The organism is Aquabacterium sp., assembly GCF_030652515.1.
In the GTDB taxonomy this organism is placed as follows: domain Bacteria; phylum Pseudomonadota; class Gammaproteobacteria; order Burkholderiales; family Burkholderiaceae_C; genus Aquabacterium.
In genome coordinates, this window is record NZ_JAUSAR010000060.1 from 1 (window position 1) to 18,726 (window position 18,726).

At 62.1% G+C, this 18,726-nt stretch carries 12 protein-coding genes; 6 read left to right on the forward strand and 6 right to left on the reverse strand.

Annotation, left to right across the window (positions count from 1 at the left end; genetic code table 11):
* The 5 genes from Q7V20_RS07135 to Q7V20_RS07155 form a co-directional block, all read left to right on the forward strand.
* On the forward strand, positions 1 to 687 hold a 687-nt coding region (locus tag Q7V20_RS07135; protein WP_304788628.1), incomplete at its 5' end, for a GDP-mannose 4,6-dehydratase.
* Positions 684 to 2,018, forward strand: coding sequence for a lipopolysaccharide biosynthesis protein (locus Q7V20_RS07140; protein WP_304788630.1), 1,335 nt, complete (start codon positions 684 to 686; stop codon positions 2,016 to 2,018). The genes Q7V20_RS07135 and Q7V20_RS07140, both read left to right, overlap by 4 nt.
* Entirely contained in the window at positions 2,015 to 3,253 is a 1,239-nt protein-coding gene (locus tag Q7V20_RS07145) for a hypothetical protein (RefSeq protein ID WP_304788632.1), read from the forward strand. The genes Q7V20_RS07140 and Q7V20_RS07145 overlap by 4 nt, the downstream gene beginning before the upstream one ends.
* 1 nt (position 3,254) lies before the next feature.
* Positions 3,255 to 4,382, forward strand: coding sequence for a glycosyltransferase family 4 protein (locus tag Q7V20_RS07150; RefSeq protein ID WP_304788634.1), 1,128 nt, complete (start codon positions 3,255 to 3,257; stop codon positions 4,380 to 4,382).
* 41 nt (positions 4,383 to 4,423) lie between these two features.
* Positions 4,424 to 6,259 carry a hypothetical protein gene (locus Q7V20_RS07155; protein ID WP_304788636.1) on the forward strand — a complete coding sequence of 612 codons (1,836 nt, stop codon included), beginning with the start codon at positions 4,424 to 4,426 and terminating at the stop codon, positions 6,257 to 6,259.
* Between the two features lie 33 nt (positions 6,260 to 6,292).
* Here Q7V20_RS07155 and Q7V20_RS07160 read toward each other — a convergent pair whose 3' ends face one another.
* From Q7V20_RS07160 to glnE, 5 genes are all read right to left on the reverse strand, one after another.
* Positions 6,293 to 7,213, reverse strand: coding sequence for a polysaccharide biosynthesis tyrosine autokinase (locus Q7V20_RS07160; RefSeq protein ID WP_304788638.1), 921 nt, complete (start codon positions 7,211 to 7,213; stop codon positions 6,293 to 6,295).
* A gap of 6 nt (positions 7,214 to 7,219) precedes the next feature.
* Positions 7,220 to 8,671: a chain length determinant protein EpsF gene (epsF, locus tag Q7V20_RS07165; protein ID WP_304788640.1), complete on the reverse strand. Its 1,452-nt coding sequence runs from the start codon at positions 8,669 to 8,671 to the stop codon at positions 7,220 to 7,222.
* 139 nt (positions 8,672 to 8,810) lie between these two features.
* The gene (locus Q7V20_RS07170) at positions 8,811 to 9,815 is read right to left on the reverse strand and encodes an EpsD family peptidyl-prolyl cis-trans isomerase (RefSeq protein ID WP_304788642.1); all 1,005 of its coding nucleotides are present in this window, start codon (positions 9,813 to 9,815) and stop codon (positions 8,811 to 8,813) included.
* Between the two features lie 144 nt (positions 9,816 to 9,959).
* Entirely contained in the window at positions 9,960 to 10,589 is a 630-nt protein-coding gene (locus tag Q7V20_RS07175; protein ID WP_304788644.1) for a hypothetical protein, read from the reverse strand.
* Positions 10,586 to 13,510, reverse strand: a complete 2,925-nt coding sequence (gene glnE, locus Q7V20_RS07180; RefSeq protein ID WP_304788646.1) for a bifunctional [glutamate--ammonia ligase]-adenylyl-L-tyrosine phosphorylase/[glutamate--ammonia-ligase] adenylyltransferase — start codon at positions 13,508 to 13,510, stop codon at positions 10,586 to 10,588. Before glnE ends, Q7V20_RS07175 begins: the two co-directional genes overlap by 4 nt.
* Before the next feature lie 125 nt (positions 13,511 to 13,635).
* Between glnE and Q7V20_RS07185 the strand changes: the two genes are divergently transcribed.
* Entirely contained in the window at positions 13,636 to 18,006 is a 4,371-nt protein-coding gene (locus Q7V20_RS07185; protein ID WP_304788648.1) for a YhdP family protein, read from the forward strand.
* Here the strand turns inward: Q7V20_RS07185 and Q7V20_RS07190 are convergent.
* Positions 17,981 to 18,688: a DUF4197 domain-containing protein gene (locus Q7V20_RS07190; RefSeq protein ID WP_304788650.1), complete on the reverse strand. Its 708-nt coding sequence runs from the start codon at positions 18,686 to 18,688 to the stop codon at positions 17,981 to 17,983. The genes Q7V20_RS07185 and Q7V20_RS07190 overlap by 26 nt on opposite strands.
* Positions 18,689 to 18,726 lie beyond the last annotated feature (38 nt).

The following is an 18,726-nucleotide window of genomic DNA, read 5'->3' on the forward strand; positions in this document are numbered from 1 at the left end:
ACCACGCCTTTCTACCCGCGCAGCCCCTACGCGGTGGCCAAGCTGTACGCTTACTGGATCACGGTGAACTACCGCGAGGCCTATGGCATGTACGCCTGCAATGGCGTGCTGTTCAACCACGAAAGCCCGGTGCGCGGCGAGACCTTCGTGACGCGCAAGATCACGCGGGCCATCAGCCGCATCGCGCTGGGCCTGCAAGAGTGTCTGTTCCTGGGCAACATGAGCGCCCTGCGCGACTGGGGCCATGCCCGCGACTACGTCGAGATGCAGTGGCTGATGCTGCAGCAGGACGTGGCCGAAGACTTCGTCATCGCCACCGGTGTGCAGTACAGCGTGCGCCAGTTCGTGGAGTTCTCAGCCAAGGAGCTGGGCATCACGCTGGCTTTCGAAGGCGATGCTGAACAGGAGGTGGGCAAAGTGGTGGCCGTGGAGCCCGTCAATGGGCAACTGCTGGCCCAGTGCAAGGTGGGCGATGTGGTGGTGCGGGTTGATCCGCGCTATTACCGCCCCACCGAAGTCGAAACCTTGTTGGGTGATCCGACCAAGGCCAAGACCAAACTGGGATGGACGCCGGTCATCACCTTGCAGCAGCTGGTGGCCGAAATGGTCCTGAGCGACTACACCGCCGCCAAGCGCGACAGTTTGGTCAAGCAGGCTGGCTACCAAGCCTATGACTATCACGAATGATCGGCAGTCCGAAGCATTCGGATGTCGGGGATCTCATGTCTGAAGGGGCTGATGAGCGCAAGTCACCATTTCATGGCGTGTCGTATTCGTTGATTGACCAAGGCTTGCTCAGCATCAGCAATTTTCTGATCGGCCTGGCATTCATCAAATTTGCGACCAAGCATGACTATTACGCTTATAGCCAACTGATTGGCTATGTGGCTTTGACCTTGGCCATTCAAGCCGCACTGGTCACCACGACGTCCCTGACACTGCTGCCTCAAAAGCGAGGGCTTGAGCGCTTGAGAGCCACCAACGTTTTTTTTGGCTTGCAGCTCTCTTCGAGTGTGGTGTTGGCGATCTTTGGCGGATTTTTTCTGTGGACGCTGCCTGCATCGATCTCCATGGATGAGATAGGGTGGCCCATGGTTTTGGCCATGGCGCTGATGGTGCTGTCGAGCTGGTTGAGGGAGTTTTTGCGCAACGTGCAGTTCATCAATGGGCGGGCGGATCTTTGCCTGCAGCAGGACATGGCGTATGTGCTGACGGTGGCGCTTGGCGTGGTCTGGCTGGTCTATGCCAATCGCGTTCGGGCCGATGAGGTGCTGCTGGTGATTGGCGCCGCTGGCGTGATCAGTGCCATTCCCTGGTTGCGGAAGGCATCGACGGTACCCGTGTTTTCTGTAGGGCCTTGGTCTGAGCTTTGGCGCGAGATCTGGCCTTTAGCGCGCTGGTCCTTGCCTGCAGGTCTGGTGGCTTGGGCTTCAGGGAATGGCTATCTCTTGATTGGTGCCCATTTCCTTGGGCCTGAATCCACGGCGGAAATCGTGGCCGCCAAGCTGTTCACTGCACCCTTGGGCATGGTATTTTTATCATGGAGTAATGTATTTCGACCGAAAGTCAGCCATTGGATATCGATGAGCGCGATTCGTGAAGTGGCGAGATTGACTCGATTCTCCATGATGGGTGTGGCGGCGGTGGTCGGAGTTTATTTGCTCGCCTTGGTGGTGGCTTATCCAGTATTGGAATCTGGTATTTTGGGTGAGAAATACCTTGGTTTGCATTTTGACATTGCCTGGTGGGGTTTGTTTTTCATGGCCAGTGGATTTTCATCAATCTGTAATGGTGTGTTGTTGGCAGGTGGCCATTTCAGGAGATCATTTTATGCTGCATTGATCAGCGCTCTTTTCAGCATTCCTGTGATGTGCCTCACCAGTCTGATATTGGGTAAAAACGGCTTGATGCTGGGGGTTGTATTGGGCGAAGCAACTTATGCAGCAGTGCTGTATGTGGGCATGCGGCGAATGTTGCGCGGGGTGGTTCATCCCAATCAATCGGGGGTGGTGGCATGAATGGTATTTCGCCAAAAATGGTATTTCCAAAGTTTTACGCCGTCCCGATCTTCCTGGCCATTTGCTTGAAATCAGGTGCAGACGCCTTTTTTGAGGTGAATTCTGTCAAGTATCTGTATTTCTTTTTGCTGCTTTTCGGCGTTTTCTTCATGAGAACTGGGCGAGGGTTCAGCGGCGAAAAATCAAAAGTTTCGAGCGACCTTCAGTCGATGCTGTGGGTTTTTGTGATCGTCTATTTTTCTTTTCTCACGCTGTTGATGATTTTTCAGAACGGCTCTCCGCAGCTGATTTTTAAAATCGTGAGCCCGTTCATATTTTTTGGCTTGCTCGTTGCCGCTGCCGATGAGAGTTTGCCTTTGGCCATCGCCATTGGCGCCGCCTTGAACATTGTCGCGAATGCCGCGCTCATGCCGTTTGACTACGGCTGGGTTTATTGGGGGTCGGTGCACACCTTCAAGGGGTTTTACATGTTCAAGACTGATTTGTCATTCAGTCTGTCCACCTCACTATTGGTGTTTGCAGCCTGGAACCGGTACAAATTGAACCCGATCTACATCGTTTTGACGTTGTTGGTGGTGGTTCAGGTGGTCTTGGCGAACTCGCGGCTGAACTATCTGACATTGGCCATTGTGCTGGTGTTCGTGGCCTTGAAGAATGGCGCCAAGCCCAGCACCCTTCTGATGTACGGCGGGTTCATGGCGATATTGGGTGGGCTGGCTTTTTTCCTCTACGACAGCAGCCGAATCCTTACTTTTGATACCAGCAACATGGGTTCGTTCTCGCAAGGGCGAGATCGTGTGATCGGCCTGTTGCTCAAGTATGGTCTGGCAAATTACGGGCCCGGCGAGTTGCTGTTTGGTCGTGGTTTGTATGCGGACATATTGATATTCATGGAGAATATCAGCGATGGGACGCCGCATGGTGCGCACAACGAATACCTGTACCTGCTGATCACGCAGGGTCTGACCGGGACGGCGTTGAACATCATCGGGTGGGTGCTGGTCTACAGAATCTCACGTTCGGCAGGGCCAAGGCAATGGGCATCTGGTCTGACCTTCACAGCCTTTTTGCTTTATTTGACTCAAGGTTTGACCGCGACCGTCTCGCCCTACGCGCTTAAAACCTGGCCAATTGCGACCATTTTGTTGTTGATATTTGCTTCTCAAGATACCAAGGGTGAGGTCGCCTCGGGGAAAAGCCGAAAAAATGGCTTCAATGGCGCGCCGGTGAACTAGCATGGGGATGAAGAAAATACGATGTGTCGTTGTGACCAATGTGCCTGCGCCCTACAGAGTGCCGGTGTGGGATCACTTGGCGGATTTCAGTGAAATTGAATTGCATGTGATTTATTGCGCTCCGGCGTACATTGACCCAACCCAGGATGGTCATTCCCAAAAATATGGGGTGCATTTTCTGACGGGCAAGTACACGAGCTACGAAGCCAGATTCATGCACATGGATTTTTCAGTGGTCAAGCTGTTGTCCCAACTGAAACCCGATGTGGTCGTGACCACAGGCTTCATCCCGACCTATTTGTATGCTTTCGCGTGGGCCATTTTGCGGGGCGTTCCGCATGTGGCGATGACAGATGGCACGGCTGAGTCTGAGCGAGGCCTGACATTTGTTCACCGCTTGGTCAGAAAAATGGTGTTCTCGCTGAGCAAGTCATTCGTGGGGGCCTGCTGGGGATCTCGAGATCTTTTTCTTGCGTACGGTGTGCCTCGAGACAAGATCCACTTGTCTCCCTTGTGCGATGACAATGCCTTGTTTGGCAGTGGTGTGGCCGCCAATCGCTACGATTTCATATTTTGCGGCCAGTTCGTGGATCGAAAGAATCCATTGTTTGCCATCCGGGTGGCGGACGGTGTGGCGAAGCGCCTGGGTCGAACCGTTTCAATTCGCTTCCTGGGCAAGGGCCCCATGGAGGAGGAGATTCGCCAGGAAGCTTTGCTGACGCAGGGCAGGGTGGACCTGTCGTTCGCAGGTTATCTGTTGCAAAAGGACATGCCCGCAGAATATGCCGCATCCCGTGTATTCCTGTTCCCGACCCGGCTGGATTGCTGGGGTGTGGTGATCAATGAAGCTTGCGCCGCTGGCGTTCCCTGCGTGGTCTCACCGCATACCGGGGTGGCCAACGAGCTGGTGGTCGATGGTGAAAATGGGCATGTCTGTGCGTTTGACATCGGGCTTTGGGTGGACCGATGCACCCAGCTTTTGACCGACGATGAGTTGTGGCAGCGGTTTTCAGCCTCGGCCAAGGAGAAGGTCAAGGCCTACACCTTCGAGGTGGCCGCCAGGGGGGTCATGGACGCGGCTGTTCAGGCCACGTCAACACGCCTTGAACTGGGCGCGGGCCAGGTGTGATGTCTTTTGCCAAGTCATGTCATGGCTGGTTCTGGGGGCTGATGTTTTGGGGCCTGAGTGCCTCGGCCGCCACTGAGCCAAATCTGCTGCGTGATGGCGGATTTGAGGGCCCTGCCGTGGCGGCCGCCGCTTGTCCGGGGGTGAGGGGGCAATTGACGGGAGGGTGGTCGGACAACTCGTGCTGGAATCCGTCCTCCAAGGTCAGCTACGAACTGGATGAGCAGCAGGCCAAGGGCGGGCGCAGCCTCAAGGTGGCGCTGTCCCAGGGGCTTTTTCAACTGACGCAGCCGGTCAGCTTGCAGGCAGATTGGCGCTATGAACTGGGTGTATGGCTGCGCTCCGAGACGCCGATGATGGTCAAGCTGGCCTTGCGCAAAAGCGACCCACCTTACCTGGAATATGGCGCTCGGTATTGGCGGACCACGCCGCAATGGACCTTCCTGTCGGTGTCGGCTTTTTCGCATGGGCTCAGTGAAGTCGAGGCGCGTCAGGCCCTTTTCATGCTGTCCAGCGCCACACCCGGCACTGTTTGGCTCGACAGTGCTTCTCTGGCAGGTGGGCGCAGTGCGTTGGTCTTGCCTGCTGCCGCGGTGCCAGCGCAGTACTTTGGCGCGCATGCCATGCACCGCCACAATTCGAAAGCGGCCTTGGAGGATGGGCGGGTGGGCTCCCTGCGCATTTGGGACAGCGAGCGTTCGCAATGGCGCAGCATCCAGGCAAGCAGGCCCAAAGGTGGCAAACGCAAATACGACTGGGATGTGCTGGACGAACGGGTGGAGGTTGTCCAGAAACACCATGCCGACATGCTGATGGTGCTGGGTGGCTACGCGCCATCATGGGCGAGCATGGACGAAAGTGACCCCGACGATCGGGTTCGCAGTGAGCTGGACTGCCACCGGTGCGATGAAACCCCCAAACGTAGCAGTGATTGGAAAAACTGGGTGAACGATCTCGTGTCGCGCTACAAGGGGAGCCCCATCAAGCATTGGGAGATCTGGAACGAGCCCTATTTCAGTCCGAAGGATGAATGGTGCCCAGATCCACAGGCCTGTCAGTCAGCCATGGCCTCCATGTACCGAGGCACGCCCGAGCAATTGCTGGCGCTGCAAAATGACGCTGCCGCCATCGTCAAGCGCATTGATCCTGCCATGCAGATCGTGTCGGCAGGTGTCAGTCTTTATCACCGCGATTACCTGGACTACTTCCTTCAGATTGGGGGGGGCAAGACGGCCGATGTCATTGGCTATCACTTGTACGTCGATGGCCCCCCCGAGTTGCTGATGTCTCACATCTTGGCGATTCGAGGTTTGATGCGTGACCATGACGTGAGTGACAAGCCGTTGTGGAATACAGAAGGTGGTGTCTACCAATTGAGCACGGAGCAGGATCCCGCCTGGCGTGATGCCAAAGCCACGGGGCAGGAGTTGCCCCGCGTCAATGAACTTGGGCCCGCCTATTTGGCGCGCAGCCTGGTGGTAGGGTGGGCATCTGGGCTGGGGCGCTGGTACCACTATTCGTGGGATGGGAGCCATGGTTGGCCCAGTTCCACATCGGTGATCGCGCGGGGGACCAACCTCGTGATTGACGTGACCGATGCTGGCGTGGCGTACAAACAGGTGGTGACCTGGATGTCTGGCAAACGCATGTTGGCATTGGAGTCAGGGCAAAACGGTGGCTTGTGGCAAGCCACTTTGCAAGATGCCTCAGGCAAACTGTCGCACGTGGTCTGGCACCCGGGACGCACCATGTCCAACCCTTGGCCCGTCAAGAAACGTGCAGAGTGGCGCAGCCTGTGCGATCTGGCGGGCAAATGCCGCAGCCTGGCGGCCGACGCCACGGTCTCGGTTGATTTCAGGCCCGTGTACCTTGCGCCTTGAGCGCAAGGGGTGCGGGCCCATCAACTGGTCCGTTCAATACTCGTTGACGATGGCGCCAACGATCTTGGCCGAACTCATCTTGACGGTGCGGACCAATTCCTGAAGTGCGGGAACACGGCTTTGGTTTTGGCGCGCCACCACGAGGGCCGCGCCACACTTGGCGGCGATCACCGGGCCATCGGTGCCCAGGCTCATGGCCGGGGTGTCCACGATGATGCGGTCAAATTTGGTCTTGAGCTCGCGCAACAGCAGGCCCAGGGCGGGGCGCTCCAGCAGCTCCAGCGGGTTGGGCGGCGTGGGGCCCACAGGCAGCACAAACAGGTTGGGCAGCTCTTTGACCGACTGGATGACCTTGGAGGCCGCGCGGCCCGACAGGATGGAAGACAGGCCCCCACTGCGGCTGGGCAGGTTGAACAACTCGTGGATGCGCGGATTGCGCATGTCTGCGTCGATCAGCAGTGTGCGGCCTGGCAACTGAGAGAAAGCGACCGCCAGGTTGGCGGCGAAATAAGTTTTGCCGTCACCACTGTCCGGGCTGAGGATGGCCAGCGCGGGGCGAGGGCCTTCGTCGCTGTAGATCTTCATGATCAGGTGGCTGCGGATGGTGCGGAAGGCCTCGGCCTGAACGGTGAAGGGGCTGGCACCCACGACCAGTTCCGGGTTCAGGCTGTTTTTGCCTTCTGAAGCGTAAGGGTAGTGGAACTGTTGCGCCAGTGCCCACAGCACATCGTCGGCATTGGCCAGGCCCAGGGCCACCGCAGCCTCCCCGAAGCGGACACCATTGTCTTTTTGATAGACCAGGATCTGTTCGATCTGTTCGGTGGACAGCTTGTTGGCTTCGCTGATGATCTCGCCAATGGAGCGTTCACTGGAGAGTTGCTGCGTTTCCTGGAAGTCAGACGAAGCGTTGTCCTGCACGGAGCTGAAGCGTGATGCGTGGAAATTCGTGTTCATGGTCGTTCAGCCTTGAGCAGGTTCAATGTTGCTGGTGCTCAACGAGGGCGGTTGGGCTGCTCCTGGCGGTTTGCGGTTGAAGCCGAGGGCCATCTTGTTCTTGGCTTGCGAAGACGGTGATGGCAGCACGCCGACCACGGTCAACTCCAGGGCCTGGGCGATGTCGAGGGCGCCGCGCACACGGCGGTCGAACAACTCCACCGTCATGGCGGTCATCAAGGCCAGCAAAGTGCCAAGCACGATGGCGACCAAGACGTTCAGCAAAATCCGGGGCGAGGTGGCCGAGGTGGGTTCGGTGGCGGTGCTGAGCAGGTAGATGCCCGATTGGCTGGCACTGCTTTCCAGGCTGGTCTGGCTCAGGCGGGCCTGGATGGAGTCGTAGATGCGTTGCGCGCTCTCGACTTCACGTTCCAGCACCTGGAGTTCGTAGCGGGCATCCTTGAGCTTGAGCACGCGTTGGCGTTGATCTTCAAAAGCGGTGACTGCCTGGGCTTCACGCGCGGTGGCAATGGTGCTGTTGATGCGGGTGCTGCCCGTCACGCGTTCGGTTTCGGCGCGCAGGCGGTTGCGCAAGGTGCCGATGTTGGCGCGCACTTCCTGGACGCCAGGGTGGGCATCACCATACCGTTCCAGCAACTCCTGCAGGCGGCCTTCCAGGCGCACCAAGTCTGATTTCATGGTTGAAATCACGGTGTTGTTGAGCACGTCCTGCATCTGATCAGGGTTGCTGTTGGCTTGGGCGCTGCGGTTGCCGGTTTCGGCCTTCAAAGCGCGCAGGCCGGTGACTTGGGCGGCCAGGTCGGTCAGGCGAGCGGTTTCAACGTCCAGGCGCTCTTCGGTGGCCACAATGCCTTTTTCTCGTTGGGCTGTGGCCAATCGGGATTGGGCCTTTTCCAGCTTTTCGCGCGCCAGTCGGGCGCGTTCTTCGAAGAAGTCGGCATATTGGCGGGCGGGATCCACGCGGATCTGCACGGTGGAATCGATGTAAGCCTTGGCGAAGGAGTTGGCCAGCGCGGCGGAGAAACCCGGCTCGGCACCTTCGTAGATGATTTCGATGACGTTGGATTCGCGCGAGGGCTTGACTTCCAGGCCGCGAGCAATGACGGTGGCCAGCCAAGCGGTGTAATCACCCTTGCTGTCGGTCTCGTCTTCCCAACGCTTGCGCATCACGGGGTTGTCGGTGAGCTTGAGGGTGCGCACGACACGTTGCGAGACGCTGGGGCTCTTGATGATGTCAACCTGGGTGGCCAGGTAACTGTTGGCCATCATCATGGTGCCGCCAGCGGCGAGCGCCGAGACGGGATCGGGCCGGACATCGGCCATCACGGTGGCGCTGGCGGTGTAGGTTTTGGGTAAAACCAGGCTGATGACCAGGGTTGCGATGACTGAAAACGCTAAAACCGCCAATGCCAAAATCCAGCGGGCTCGGATAATTCTTAAAAACTGATTGAACGTCATGCAGCGTACTCCTGGGCCATCACCGGATTGTATTGAGTGATGGCTGCGCCCTGCTGTCAAAAAAGACGGGGAAAACCATTTGGCTTTCCCCGTAGCTTGCAGCCAGATGCAAATTCCTTGGCTTTTTCGGCGAGAAAAATTATTTCAGACCGGAAAGCCCCTTGTTGAGCGCTGCGGCGTCCATGCCTCCGGCCGATGAGGCCGTGCTGGCGGCGGCCGTGGGAGCCGGTGCCGATGCGGCGGCTGCACCAGAAGCGGCGCCAGCAGGTTTCTCAGCGAATTTGCCCAGATATTCAATCTTGGCGGTGGCGCGCAGGTTTTTGGTCTCTTTTTGAATGAATTCCTGCTTGCGCTGTTCGGTCAGGAAACGTTCGATCATGGGTTTGGCCTGGTCCAGACTGATGGGCTGGGGTTTGCTGGCCGCGACGAGCACGACTTTCAGCCCGCCATTCATGCCCTGGTACATGCCTTTGCCATCCACCAATTTGGCGAATGAATCCACCAGGTTCAGCGGCAGGGCTTCGGCTGGCTGGGTGACCTGGTTCACGGCAAACTTCAAACCGCTGTTCTTGAGGACTTCGACAAAGGCTTGTGAGCTGTCGGTGACTTGCAGTTTGGGCGTGATGTCCTTGATTTGCTCGGTATCGCCCTGGATGGTGAAGTCTTGCAGCATGTAGATGCGGCGTTGCGCGAACAGGGCAGGGTGCTCGTCAAAGTACTTCTTGACGTCTTCGGCCGAAGGGGTGCCCACGGTGGCTGCGGCCGTTTTTTCAAGGTAGGCGCGTGCCAGCAGGTTGCGGCGGGTGGCGTCCAGCATCTGGATGATCTGGGGGTCGCGGTCCATCTTCAGCTCGGTGGCCTTTTGCAGGGCCAGTTCCTGGTCGATCAGGCTTTCCAGGATCTGGCGGCTGGCGGGCTCGGCTTGCTCGGGCTTGAGGCCCTGCTGTCGCTCCAGCACCATGTTGATCTGGTGAACGGTGACTTCTTCGCCATTGATGCGGGCGGCGCTTTGTGTGGCCTTGGCACCTTCTTTGCCGTCTTTGCCGCAACCAGCGACCAGGAGGGCAGTTGCCACCACGATGGGGACCAGGGCTGCACGTTGCAGGGCGCGATGACGAGCGAAGGTAGGCTGGTTGGTGTGCATAAGAGGCTGAAACGAAAAGTTAATTAATGATTGGTGTGGAGACTCGATCGTGCAGAGAGACCCGCCTTGGCGGCGGTAAGTTCCCTGGGGACTTCCCTGAAGTCAAAAATCCAGCCAATGAGTGTACGGTCCCCCAACCCTGTCTCATGGGCGGGATTTCGAGCAGCGGTGACCTCGCGGTAACGCCAGTGTCAAGGTGATACCGATGCCGACCAGGGTGCCCGCCCAATGCGACATCGGGGCCGCGTTCATGTCCAGGCCGGGGCGGGGCAGCAGGGCTTGCCAGTCGGGGTTCTCCAGCCAGCATTTGGCCAGCATGCCCAGGAGCAGGGCCCAACCGTAGAGGGCGGTCCACTTGGCCGCCCGATCAGGGTTGGCTTGGGTGATGAGGCTGGTGGCGATGATGCTCAGCCCGGCGTGCAGGACACCGGACAGGCCGTAGTAGGTGTCCAGCCGAGGGTCGAGCAGCAGAGCCAGGTGCGTGATGGGCCAGGCCAGCAGCCAGGCCAGGGCGGCACGGGGGGGCAGCTTGAGGATCCAGCCCAGGCTGAGGATCAGGGCCAGGCCGCCCAGATTGGCCACCAGGTGGCGGGTGTTGGCATGCAGCCAGGCGCAGGTCCAGAAGTTCAGGGGGCTTTGTGGCAGGCCAGCGCTGGGGTGCAGTGCCCAGGCCTCAGGGGGCCAGTGCCCGGGCAGCAGGCCCAGCAGGGCGGGCAGGCCCAGCGCCAAGGCGACGCCGGTCCAGGCCAGAGGCCCGAGCGGGCGGGGGGTCACGTGGCGGTGGGGGTGCTGGGGCCGAGGAAGACGGCGTCCCAAAGGCGCAGGACCGCGTCACGGTGCGGCTCAATCGCGTCTTTGGCCTCGCCGGCCAGTTGCAGTGCGGACTCGTCCAGGCGGGCCCGGTGCTGGACGCGGCGCAGCTCGCGGTAGGCCTGGCCCGCTTCGCGGCCAATGCCTGTGGCCAGCAGGCCGACCTCTTCCGCCCGCAGCAGCAGGGCGATGTTGCCGACGTTGTCCTGCAGGCCGGGGTGGGCGTGGCTGTGGGCCAGCACGAGGTATTGCACGGCGAATTCAACATCGATCATGCCGCCGGCGCTGTGTTTGACGTCGAACTTGTCGGGTGGGCAGGTGTGGGCGGCGCGCAGGCGTTCGCGCATGGCCAGCACCTCGTCGCTGAGGGCCTGGGTATCGCGCACGGTGGACAGGATGGCGCGGCGGGTGGTTTCAAAACGGGCGGCCAGGGCCGGGTCGCCCGCGCACCAGCGTGCGCGGCTGAGGGCCTGGTGTTCCCAGGTCCAGGCGGTGTTGCTGCCGCGCTGGCGCTGGTAGTCGTCAAAGGAGTGGAAGGAGGTGACCAGCAGGCCAGCGTTGCCGTTGGGGCGCAGCGCGGTGTCGATATCGAACAGCTCGCCAGCCGAGGTGCGCAGGGTCAGCCAGTTGATGACCTTGCGGGCGAAGACCAGGTAGGCGTCGATGGGGTCGGGCGCGTCGGGGCCGGCGTCCGGTGCGGGGCGGTCCTGGGTGTCGTCGAACAGGAAGACGACGTCCAGGTCGCTGCCGTAGCCCAGCTCTTTGCCGCCCAGCTTGCCGTAGGCGATGACGGCGAAGTGCGGTTCGCGGCCGACGGCGTAGCGGGCTTGTTTGGGTGGGCGTTGTTGCAGGTGGCCCCAGGCCCATTTCAGGGTGATGTCGAGCGTGGCATCGGCCAGGGCGGAGAGGTCGTCGGCGACTTGCTCGACCGTCAACAGCTTTTCGACATCGCGCACCAGAGTGCGGAAGATTTCGGCGTGGTGGGCGCGGCGCAGGGTATCGAGCAATGATTCTTCGTCGGCCTGCCCGGCGCGCTCCCAGCCGCGGTGGCGGTCTTGCAGGTCTTGCTGGTAGGCGACGGGGTCGAAGCGGCCTTCCATCAGGCGCGGGTCGGCGAGTTCGTCGATCACGCCCGGGTGGAGCATGAGGTAGCGCATGGACCATTTGGCCAGGCCCAGCAGGCGCAGCAGGCGCTTGAGCACTTCGGGGCGTTCGGCCAGCAGGGAGAGGTAGCTGTCGCGGCGCAGCAGGGGGTTCAGCCAGTCGATGAAGCGCAGCACGGCGTCTTGGCCGAGGCAGTCTTGCGGGGTGACTTCGGAGCAGTCTTCGCTGGTGTAGGCCAGCAGGGTGGCGCGGCCAATGAGCTTGGCCAGCCTGAGCTTGGCGGTGTCGCTGAGCAGGTTGACGCGTGGCTGCGCGGCGAAGGTGCGCACGTGCGAGGCGATGGGCTCGGGCAGTTTGGCGATGAACTCTTCGCTGTCGACCGGCAGGGGCGGGCCGCCGCAGGATCGGCAGCCGCCGGGTTTGCTGCTGGGCGCGTTGCCTTCGTGCAGCAAGGCGTCGAACTCGGTGGCGACCAGTTCCCGCACGTTGCACAGGATGTCGAGCAACTGGCAGGTGCCGCTGTTGCAGTCGGGCTTGTCTTCGCTGGGTTTGCCCAGGCCCAGGCTGGCGGCAATCCAGGCCAGATCGGCATCGTCGGTGGGCAGCAGGTGGGTTTGCTGGTCGTCCAGGTACTGGATGCGGTGCTCGACCTGGCGCAGGAAGGTGTAGGCCTGTGCGAGCTTGTCGGCAGTGGTATCGGAGATCAGGCCGCGTGCTGCCAGGCGCTTGAGGGCCTTGAGCGTGGAGCGGGTGCGGATCTCGGGGAACTGGCCGCCGCGCACCACTTGCAGCAGTTGCACGGTGAATTCGATTTCGCGGATGCCGCCGCGAGAGAGCTTGACGTCGTTGGCGCGCTCGGGGCGGCCGGCGGCACGGCGGTTGGCCTCGTCGCGGATCTTGCGGTGCAACTGGCGCAGGCCTTCGAAGATGCCGTAATCAAGATAACGGCGGAAGACGAAGGGGATCACCACGTCGCGCAGGGCCAGTGCACGGGCGTGGCGGCTGCCTTTGGGCATGGCGGCGCGCGGCGCGACGATGCGGCTTTTGAGCCAGGCAAAGCGCTCCCATTCGCGGCCTTGCACCAGGAAATACTCTTCCAGCATGGCCAGGCTGACCACGGGTGGCCCGGAGTTGCCATTGGGGCGCAGGGCCAGGTCAACGCGGAAGACGAAACCGTCTTCGGTGGTGTCTCCGATGAGGCTGAACAGCCGCTTGGCCACGTTCGAGAAATACTCGTGGGCGCTGATCTGGCCTTTGATGCCACCATGGCCATCGTCGATGCCGGTGGTGTGTCCATCGTCTTCGTAGACGTAGACCAGGTCGATGTCGGAGGACACATTCAACTCGCGCCCGCCCAGCTTGCCCATGCCGATGACCCACAGGTCGATGCGCTGGCCTTGCTCGTTCAGGGGGGCGCCATGGACGGCGTCGAATTCTTCCTGGGCGCAAATCAGGGCGCGCTCCAGGGTGACTTGCGCCAACTCGGTCATGGCGGTGGTCACGTCGGCCAGTTCACACGATTGCTCGACGTCGATGCAGGCCAGGCGTTCCAGCACCAACTGGCGGGCCACGCGCAAGGCGGAGGGCAGGGCTCGCCCTTCGGCCAACAGGTGGTCGATCAGGACGGCGATGGTGTCTTCGGTGGGGGTGCCTGGCGCTTGCTGGGCAAACATGTCGCGCTCCGGGGTGTACCGGCGACGGATGCGCTGCACGAACCGCGCGTGGTCCGCTTTGGCCCGGGAAGGGGCCGGGTTGTGGGGGTTAAAGAATGTGAAGCCCATGAGCCTAGGTGAGGGTCTGTGCTAGGGTGGTCGATTGTCGGGCCCCGCAACTGATTCCGGGATGGTAGGGCAGTTGCGTTTCACAAAATGGCGAATTTGGCCCGCTTGGACGACAGTTTTGTTTCATGCCCACGATTTCTTCTGATTCTTCTGGCCATCCCGAGGTGAGCAAGGCGCGCTCGCTGCTCCGGGCGGGGCGATGGTGCTTGCTGACGCTGGCGGTGCTGCTGTTCATGGCCGCGGTTGCCTGGTGGGCTTTGTTGTTCCAAATTCTGCCCCGAATCGATTCGTGGCGTGAGGCCTTGGCCCAACAAGCCACAAAGGCACTGGGGGTGCCGGTGCGTGTGGGCGCTTTGTCGGGCCGGGCCGAGGGCTGGTCGCCCGTGCTGTCATTGAAAGAAGTGGCGCTGCTGGACGAGCGCGGCAGCGTGGCCCTGCGCCTGCCCGAGGTGACCGCGCGGATTTCGCCCAGTAGCCTGTGGCCCACGGCTTTGTGGCGCCAGGAGGTCCGGCTGGACAGGTTGGTGCTGGTGCGCCCGGAGTTGCAGGTGCGCCGGGATCTGGCCGGTGACCTGCACGTGGCGGGCTTGAAGCTGGCATCCAACGCCACGCCCACCGGCAACGGGCAGGTGCTGGACTGGGTGTTGTCCCAGCGCTTGATCCGCATCGAGCAGGGCGCTGTGCGCTGGACCGATGAGTTGCGCCAGGCGCCCACCTTGGTGCTGCAGAAGGTGGACCTGGACCTGAGCAGCCACCCCGGCTTGGGCACGCAGGTGCACCACCTGTCCTTGTTGGCCACGCCCTTGCCGGAGTTTGGCCAGCGCTTCGAGGTCAAGGCCCGGATGACGCAGCCTTTGTGGACCTTGTCCGCCCAGGAGGCCGCTTCGTCCAAGGCGGTGGAATTGCCCTGGTGGCGGCGTTGGCTGGGCGATGCGCCCAAGACCACCGACCTGAGCAGTTGGTCGGGTAAATTGTCGGTGAACCTGCCGCACGCGGATGTGCAGTCCTTGCGCAAGCACGTGGACCTGCCGGTTGATGTGGAGGGCGGGCGTGGCCGCATGGCGGCGGAGCTGGTCCTCAAACAAGGGCGGCCCACCAGCCTGGCGCTGGACCTGAATGTGCAGGATGTGAGCATCCGCCTTGAAAAAGGTTTGCAGCCCTTGGCATTTCGGGGCCTGAGTGGGCGCATCACGGCCCGCAATGAGCGCACCGAATCCCATGTGGCGCTGGAGAAGCTGGCCTTCACCACCACCGAAGGGCTGGTGTGGCCGGCCAGCTCGGCCCAACTGGCATGGCGCCACGCGCCTTTGCAAGGGCAGATCAACGCCGAAGTCTGGCGCCAGACCGTGGGCGGCCAGGTGGATGCCGACCGGCTTGACCTGGGCGTGCTGGCCCGCCTGGCCGATCGTTTGCCGATCTCGACCGCCATGCGGCGCACCTTGGCGGACCTGGCCCCCGAGGGTGTGGGCCGGGAGTTGACCTGGCGCTGGGAAGGCCCGGCCGATGACCCGCGCGAGTACAGCGCGCGCGCTCAGATCAAGGGCTTTGGGTGGGCGGCCTCGGCCCAGCAGGGGCGGCCCGGCTTGGCCGAGGCCGATATTGACCTGAAGGCCGACGAGCATGGCGGCCAGGCCGCCGTGGCCATCCAGAAGGGTTGGGTCGAACTGCCAGGTGCTTTTGACGAGCCCCGCATCCCTTTGAACGCCATGGCGGCCCGCGTGAACTGGCGCATCAAGCCCGCTGACCAACCGGCCTTGCCGCCGCAGTTGCAGGTGGAGGTCAAGAAAGCCACATTCGCCAACGACGACGCCGAAGGTGAGTTGCAAGCCACCTGGCGGACGGGGCCTGGCACCGGCGCTGGAGTGGCGGCCCGCTTTCCGGGCCACCTGGACCTGGAGGGCAAACTGGCCTGGGGGCAGGCCAACCGGGTCTGGCGCTACCTGCCTTCGGTCATCCCTTTCCATGCTCGCGACTACGTGCGCATGGCCGTGCGCGAGGGGCGTGGCGAGAAGGTCACCTTCGAGGTCAAAGGCGACTTGGCTGGTTTTCCTTTCAAGGATGACCAGGGCGGGCGCTTCCGCGTGCATGTGCCCGCCAAGAACGTGACGCTGGACTACGTGCCCGCGGCCATGCTGGAGGCCGGTGGCGTGCCCACCCAGACCCGCTGGCCTGCGTTCACCGGGCTGGATGGCGATCTGATTTTCGAGGGCCTGCGTTTGCGCATCCAAGGCGCCAAGGCGCAATTGGGTGGCTTGGGCACGGGCAGTTTCCTGCTGCGCGATGTGGAGGGGCGGATCGAGAACCTGGAGTCTGACGATCCGCACCTGGAGATTCGTGGCCAGGGGCAAGGCCCCCTGAACGACCTGTTGCGCTACATGGCTGTGTCCCCGGTGGGGGTGTGGACGGGCAACCTCTTGCACCAAGCCGAGGGCACTGGCACCGGTAGTTTGCAACTGGCCTTGGACATCCCGCTGAACCACACGGCCAACACCGGCTTGCGTGGCCGCGTCAGCCTGGCCGAGAAGGACCAGGCCGCTTTGCGTCTGCACCCCGGCGTCCCCCTGTTGCGGAAGGTGAGGGGGCAGGTTGATTTCACCCAGAAGACCTTGAAGGTGTCGGCCCTGGCCAATGTGTGGGGGCAGGACGTGACCGTGGACGGCCAGCAGGACGCCACAGGCGCCCCCAAGTTCGTGGCCCAGGGCCTGATCACGGCCGAAGGGTTGCGCACCGCCAGCGAATGGCCTGCGCTGGCCCAACTGGCGCAGCGCATGACCGGGCAGACGGCGGTGACCGTCACCGTGGCCTTGCCCAAGGTCTCCGCTGAGCACCAGGCCGCCACGGCGGCCCAGCCCGAACTTCAGGTGGTGTCCACTTTGCAAGGCCTGGCGGTGGACCTGCCCGCCCCTTTGAACAAACGCGCCGAGAGCATCTGGCCCTTGACGATGATCCACCGAAGCGATGACCCGCAGGGCCTCACCGATGCTTTGCTGGTGGAGTTGGGTGCCGCCCAGTCGGCCAATGCTGCTGGCGCGCCCTGGCTGCGGGCCGACTTCCGCCGTGACGTGAGGGGCGACCACGCCAAGGTCACCCGTGGGGCTTTGAGCCTGGTGCAATCCACAGCAGGTGGCGGTGCCATCGCCGTGCCTACCTTGCCGCCCAAAGGTGTGGTCGCCCAGGTCACCGTGCCCACGCTGGACCTGGACGCCTGGCAGGGCCTGGCCCGCGTGGTGCGTTCACCTTCCAGTGACAGCATGGGGCCAGGTGAGGACTACCTGCCTGATACTTTGAGCTTGCGCACCGGCGTGCTGAACTACCAGCAGCGCAATCTGCGCAATGTGAACGTGACCTTGGCCCACCCCAACCCGGGCGTGTGGCGCGCGCAGATCGAGTCCGACCAACTGGCCGGCCAGATCGAGATGCGGCCCGAAACCTCGCCCCTGGCCAGTGGCCCGGCTGGCAGCCGCATTGTGGCGCGCCTGTCGCGCCTGTCGGTGCCAGCTGCCGAGGCCGAAGCCTTCGAGGACCAGGCGGCGCTGCAGTTGCTGACCCCTGAGACGGCGGATGTGCCGGCGCTGGACATCGTCATCGATGAGCTGGATTGGCGCGGCCTGCCATTGGGCAAGATGGAGGTGGAGGCCATCAACCGCCTGGTGCCCGTGGCGGGCGGGGGATGGCAGCCCGAATGGCGCTTGAACAAGCTGCGCATGACCAACCCCGAAGCCCAGCTCAATGCCAGCGGCAACTGGATGGCGGTGGGCCTGGGGCCTGGCGCCAGCAGCGCCAAGCCCAAGCACAAAGCGGCCTTCAACTTCACGCTGGAGCTCAACAACAGCGGCGCTTTGCTGGGCCGACTGGGATTGCCGCAAACCTTGAAAGGCGGCAAGGGGCAGCTCACTGGCCAGATTGCCTGGATGGGCTCGCCGCTGGAGCCCAACCCCGCGACCATGACGGGCGAGTTGTCCGTGGACATCAAGGAAGGGCAGTTCCTCAAGGTCGATCCTGGCATGGCCAAGTTGCTGGGCGTGCTCAGCCTGCAATCACTGCCCAGGCGCCTGGTGCTGGACTTCCGCGATGTCTTCCAGCAAGGCTTTGCCTTTGATGCCATTGATGGCGACGTGTCCATCAAGCAAGGGGTGGCCGACACCCGCAACCTGCGCATGCGTGGTGTGCAGGCCGTGGTGATGATGGAGGGCCAGGCCGACCTGGCGCGCGAAACCCAGAACCTACACGTGTTCGTGGTGCCCGAGGTGAATGCGGGCACGGCTTCATTGGCTTACGCGGTCATCAATCCCGCGGTGGGTTTGGGCACGTTCATCGCCCAGGTGTTGTTGCGCAAGCAGGTGGCCGAGGCCAGCACCCGGCAGTTCCGCGTCACCGGCTCCTGGGCTGATCCTCAGGTCGAGCGCGTGCAGCGATCACTGCTGGCGCCCGTGCCTGCGGCCTCTCAATCAGTCAGCCCACCGGCCGGGCTCACAGGGACGAAAAAACCTTCTTGAGCAAGGCGCTGCCCGTGCCCACGGGGTCTTGGCGGATGCGGCGCTCTTCTTCGCCGATCACAAAGTACAAGCCGTCCAGCGCCTTGGTGGTGACGTGCTGCTGCACGGTGGCCGCCTGGTTGCCTTTGATCAGCCCCATGCTGCTGGCCTTGCCGGCCAGTTCGTTGTAGCGCTGCGCCAGTGACAGTTTCTCAACCGCCTTGTTGACCAGGGGCGTGAACTGAACCCCCAATGGCGCGCGGGTTTTGGCGGCGAAAAAATCCGTCACCGCATGGTCGCCCCCCGTCAGAATCTGGCGGGCATCTTGCACCGACATGCCCTTGATGGCGTTGCGCAGCAGGGGCAGCGCCAGGCTCACCGCGTTCTCGGCCGCGTGGTTCATGGCGTTGACCAGATCATCCAGCTGGCGGCCGCGGCCCACCGCGCGCAGCAAGGGTGCGGCTTTTTCCAGCACCTCGGGCAAAGGGATGCGGATCTTGTCATTGCCCATGAAGCCATTGACCTGGCCCAATTGCTTGACCGCGATGTCGGCGCCGCGTTCCAGCGCCGCGCGCACGGCGCCAGTGGCATCCGCCTGGCTGAAAGCCGCCGCCTGTGCGCTGGACGAAGCCAGCAGGGATAATGCGGTGCTACCAGCCAAGGCCTGGCAAGCAGACGACAATATGATTCGACGACGGTTCATTAAGTGATCCACTGATACAGCTCCACTGACCAACGGCC

Bases quoted from the DNA above. Each gene is read 5' to 3' on its own strand.
- Q7V20_RS07190 (WP_304788650.1), bottom strand. From the start codon at position 18,688: ATGAACCGTCGTCGAATCATATTGTCGTCTGCTTGCCAGGCCTTGGCT.
- Q7V20_RS07160 (WP_304788638.1), bottom strand. From the start codon at position 7,213: ATGAACACGAATTTCCACGCATCACGCTTCAGCTCCGTGCAGGACAAC.
- Q7V20_RS07145 (WP_304788632.1), top strand. From the start codon at position 2,015: ATGAATGGTATTTCGCCAAAAATGGTATTTCCAAAGTTTTACGCCGTC.
- epsF (WP_304788640.1), bottom strand. From the start codon at position 8,671: ATGACGTTCAATCAGTTTTTAAGAATTATCCGAGCCCGCTGGATTTTG.
- Q7V20_RS07155 (WP_304788636.1), top strand. From the start codon at position 4,424: ATGTTTTGGGGCCTGAGTGCCTCGGCCGCCACTGAGCCAAATCTGCTG.
- Q7V20_RS07185 (WP_304788648.1), top strand. From the start codon at position 13,636: ATGCCCACGATTTCTTCTGATTCTTCTGGCCATCCCGAGGTGAGCAAG.
- glnE (WP_304788646.1), bottom strand. From the start codon at position 13,510: ATGGGCTTCACATTCTTTAACCCCCACAACCCGGCCCCTTCCCGGGCC.
- Q7V20_RS07140 (WP_304788630.1), top strand. From the start codon at position 684: ATGATCGGCAGTCCGAAGCATTCGGATGTCGGGGATCTCATGTCTGAA.
- Q7V20_RS07170 (WP_304788642.1), bottom strand. From the start codon at position 9,815: ATGCACACCAACCAGCCTACCTTCGCTCGTCATCGCGCCCTGCAACGT.
- Q7V20_RS07150 (WP_304788634.1), top strand. From the start codon at position 3,255: ATGGGGATGAAGAAAATACGATGTGTCGTTGTGACCAATGTGCCTGCG.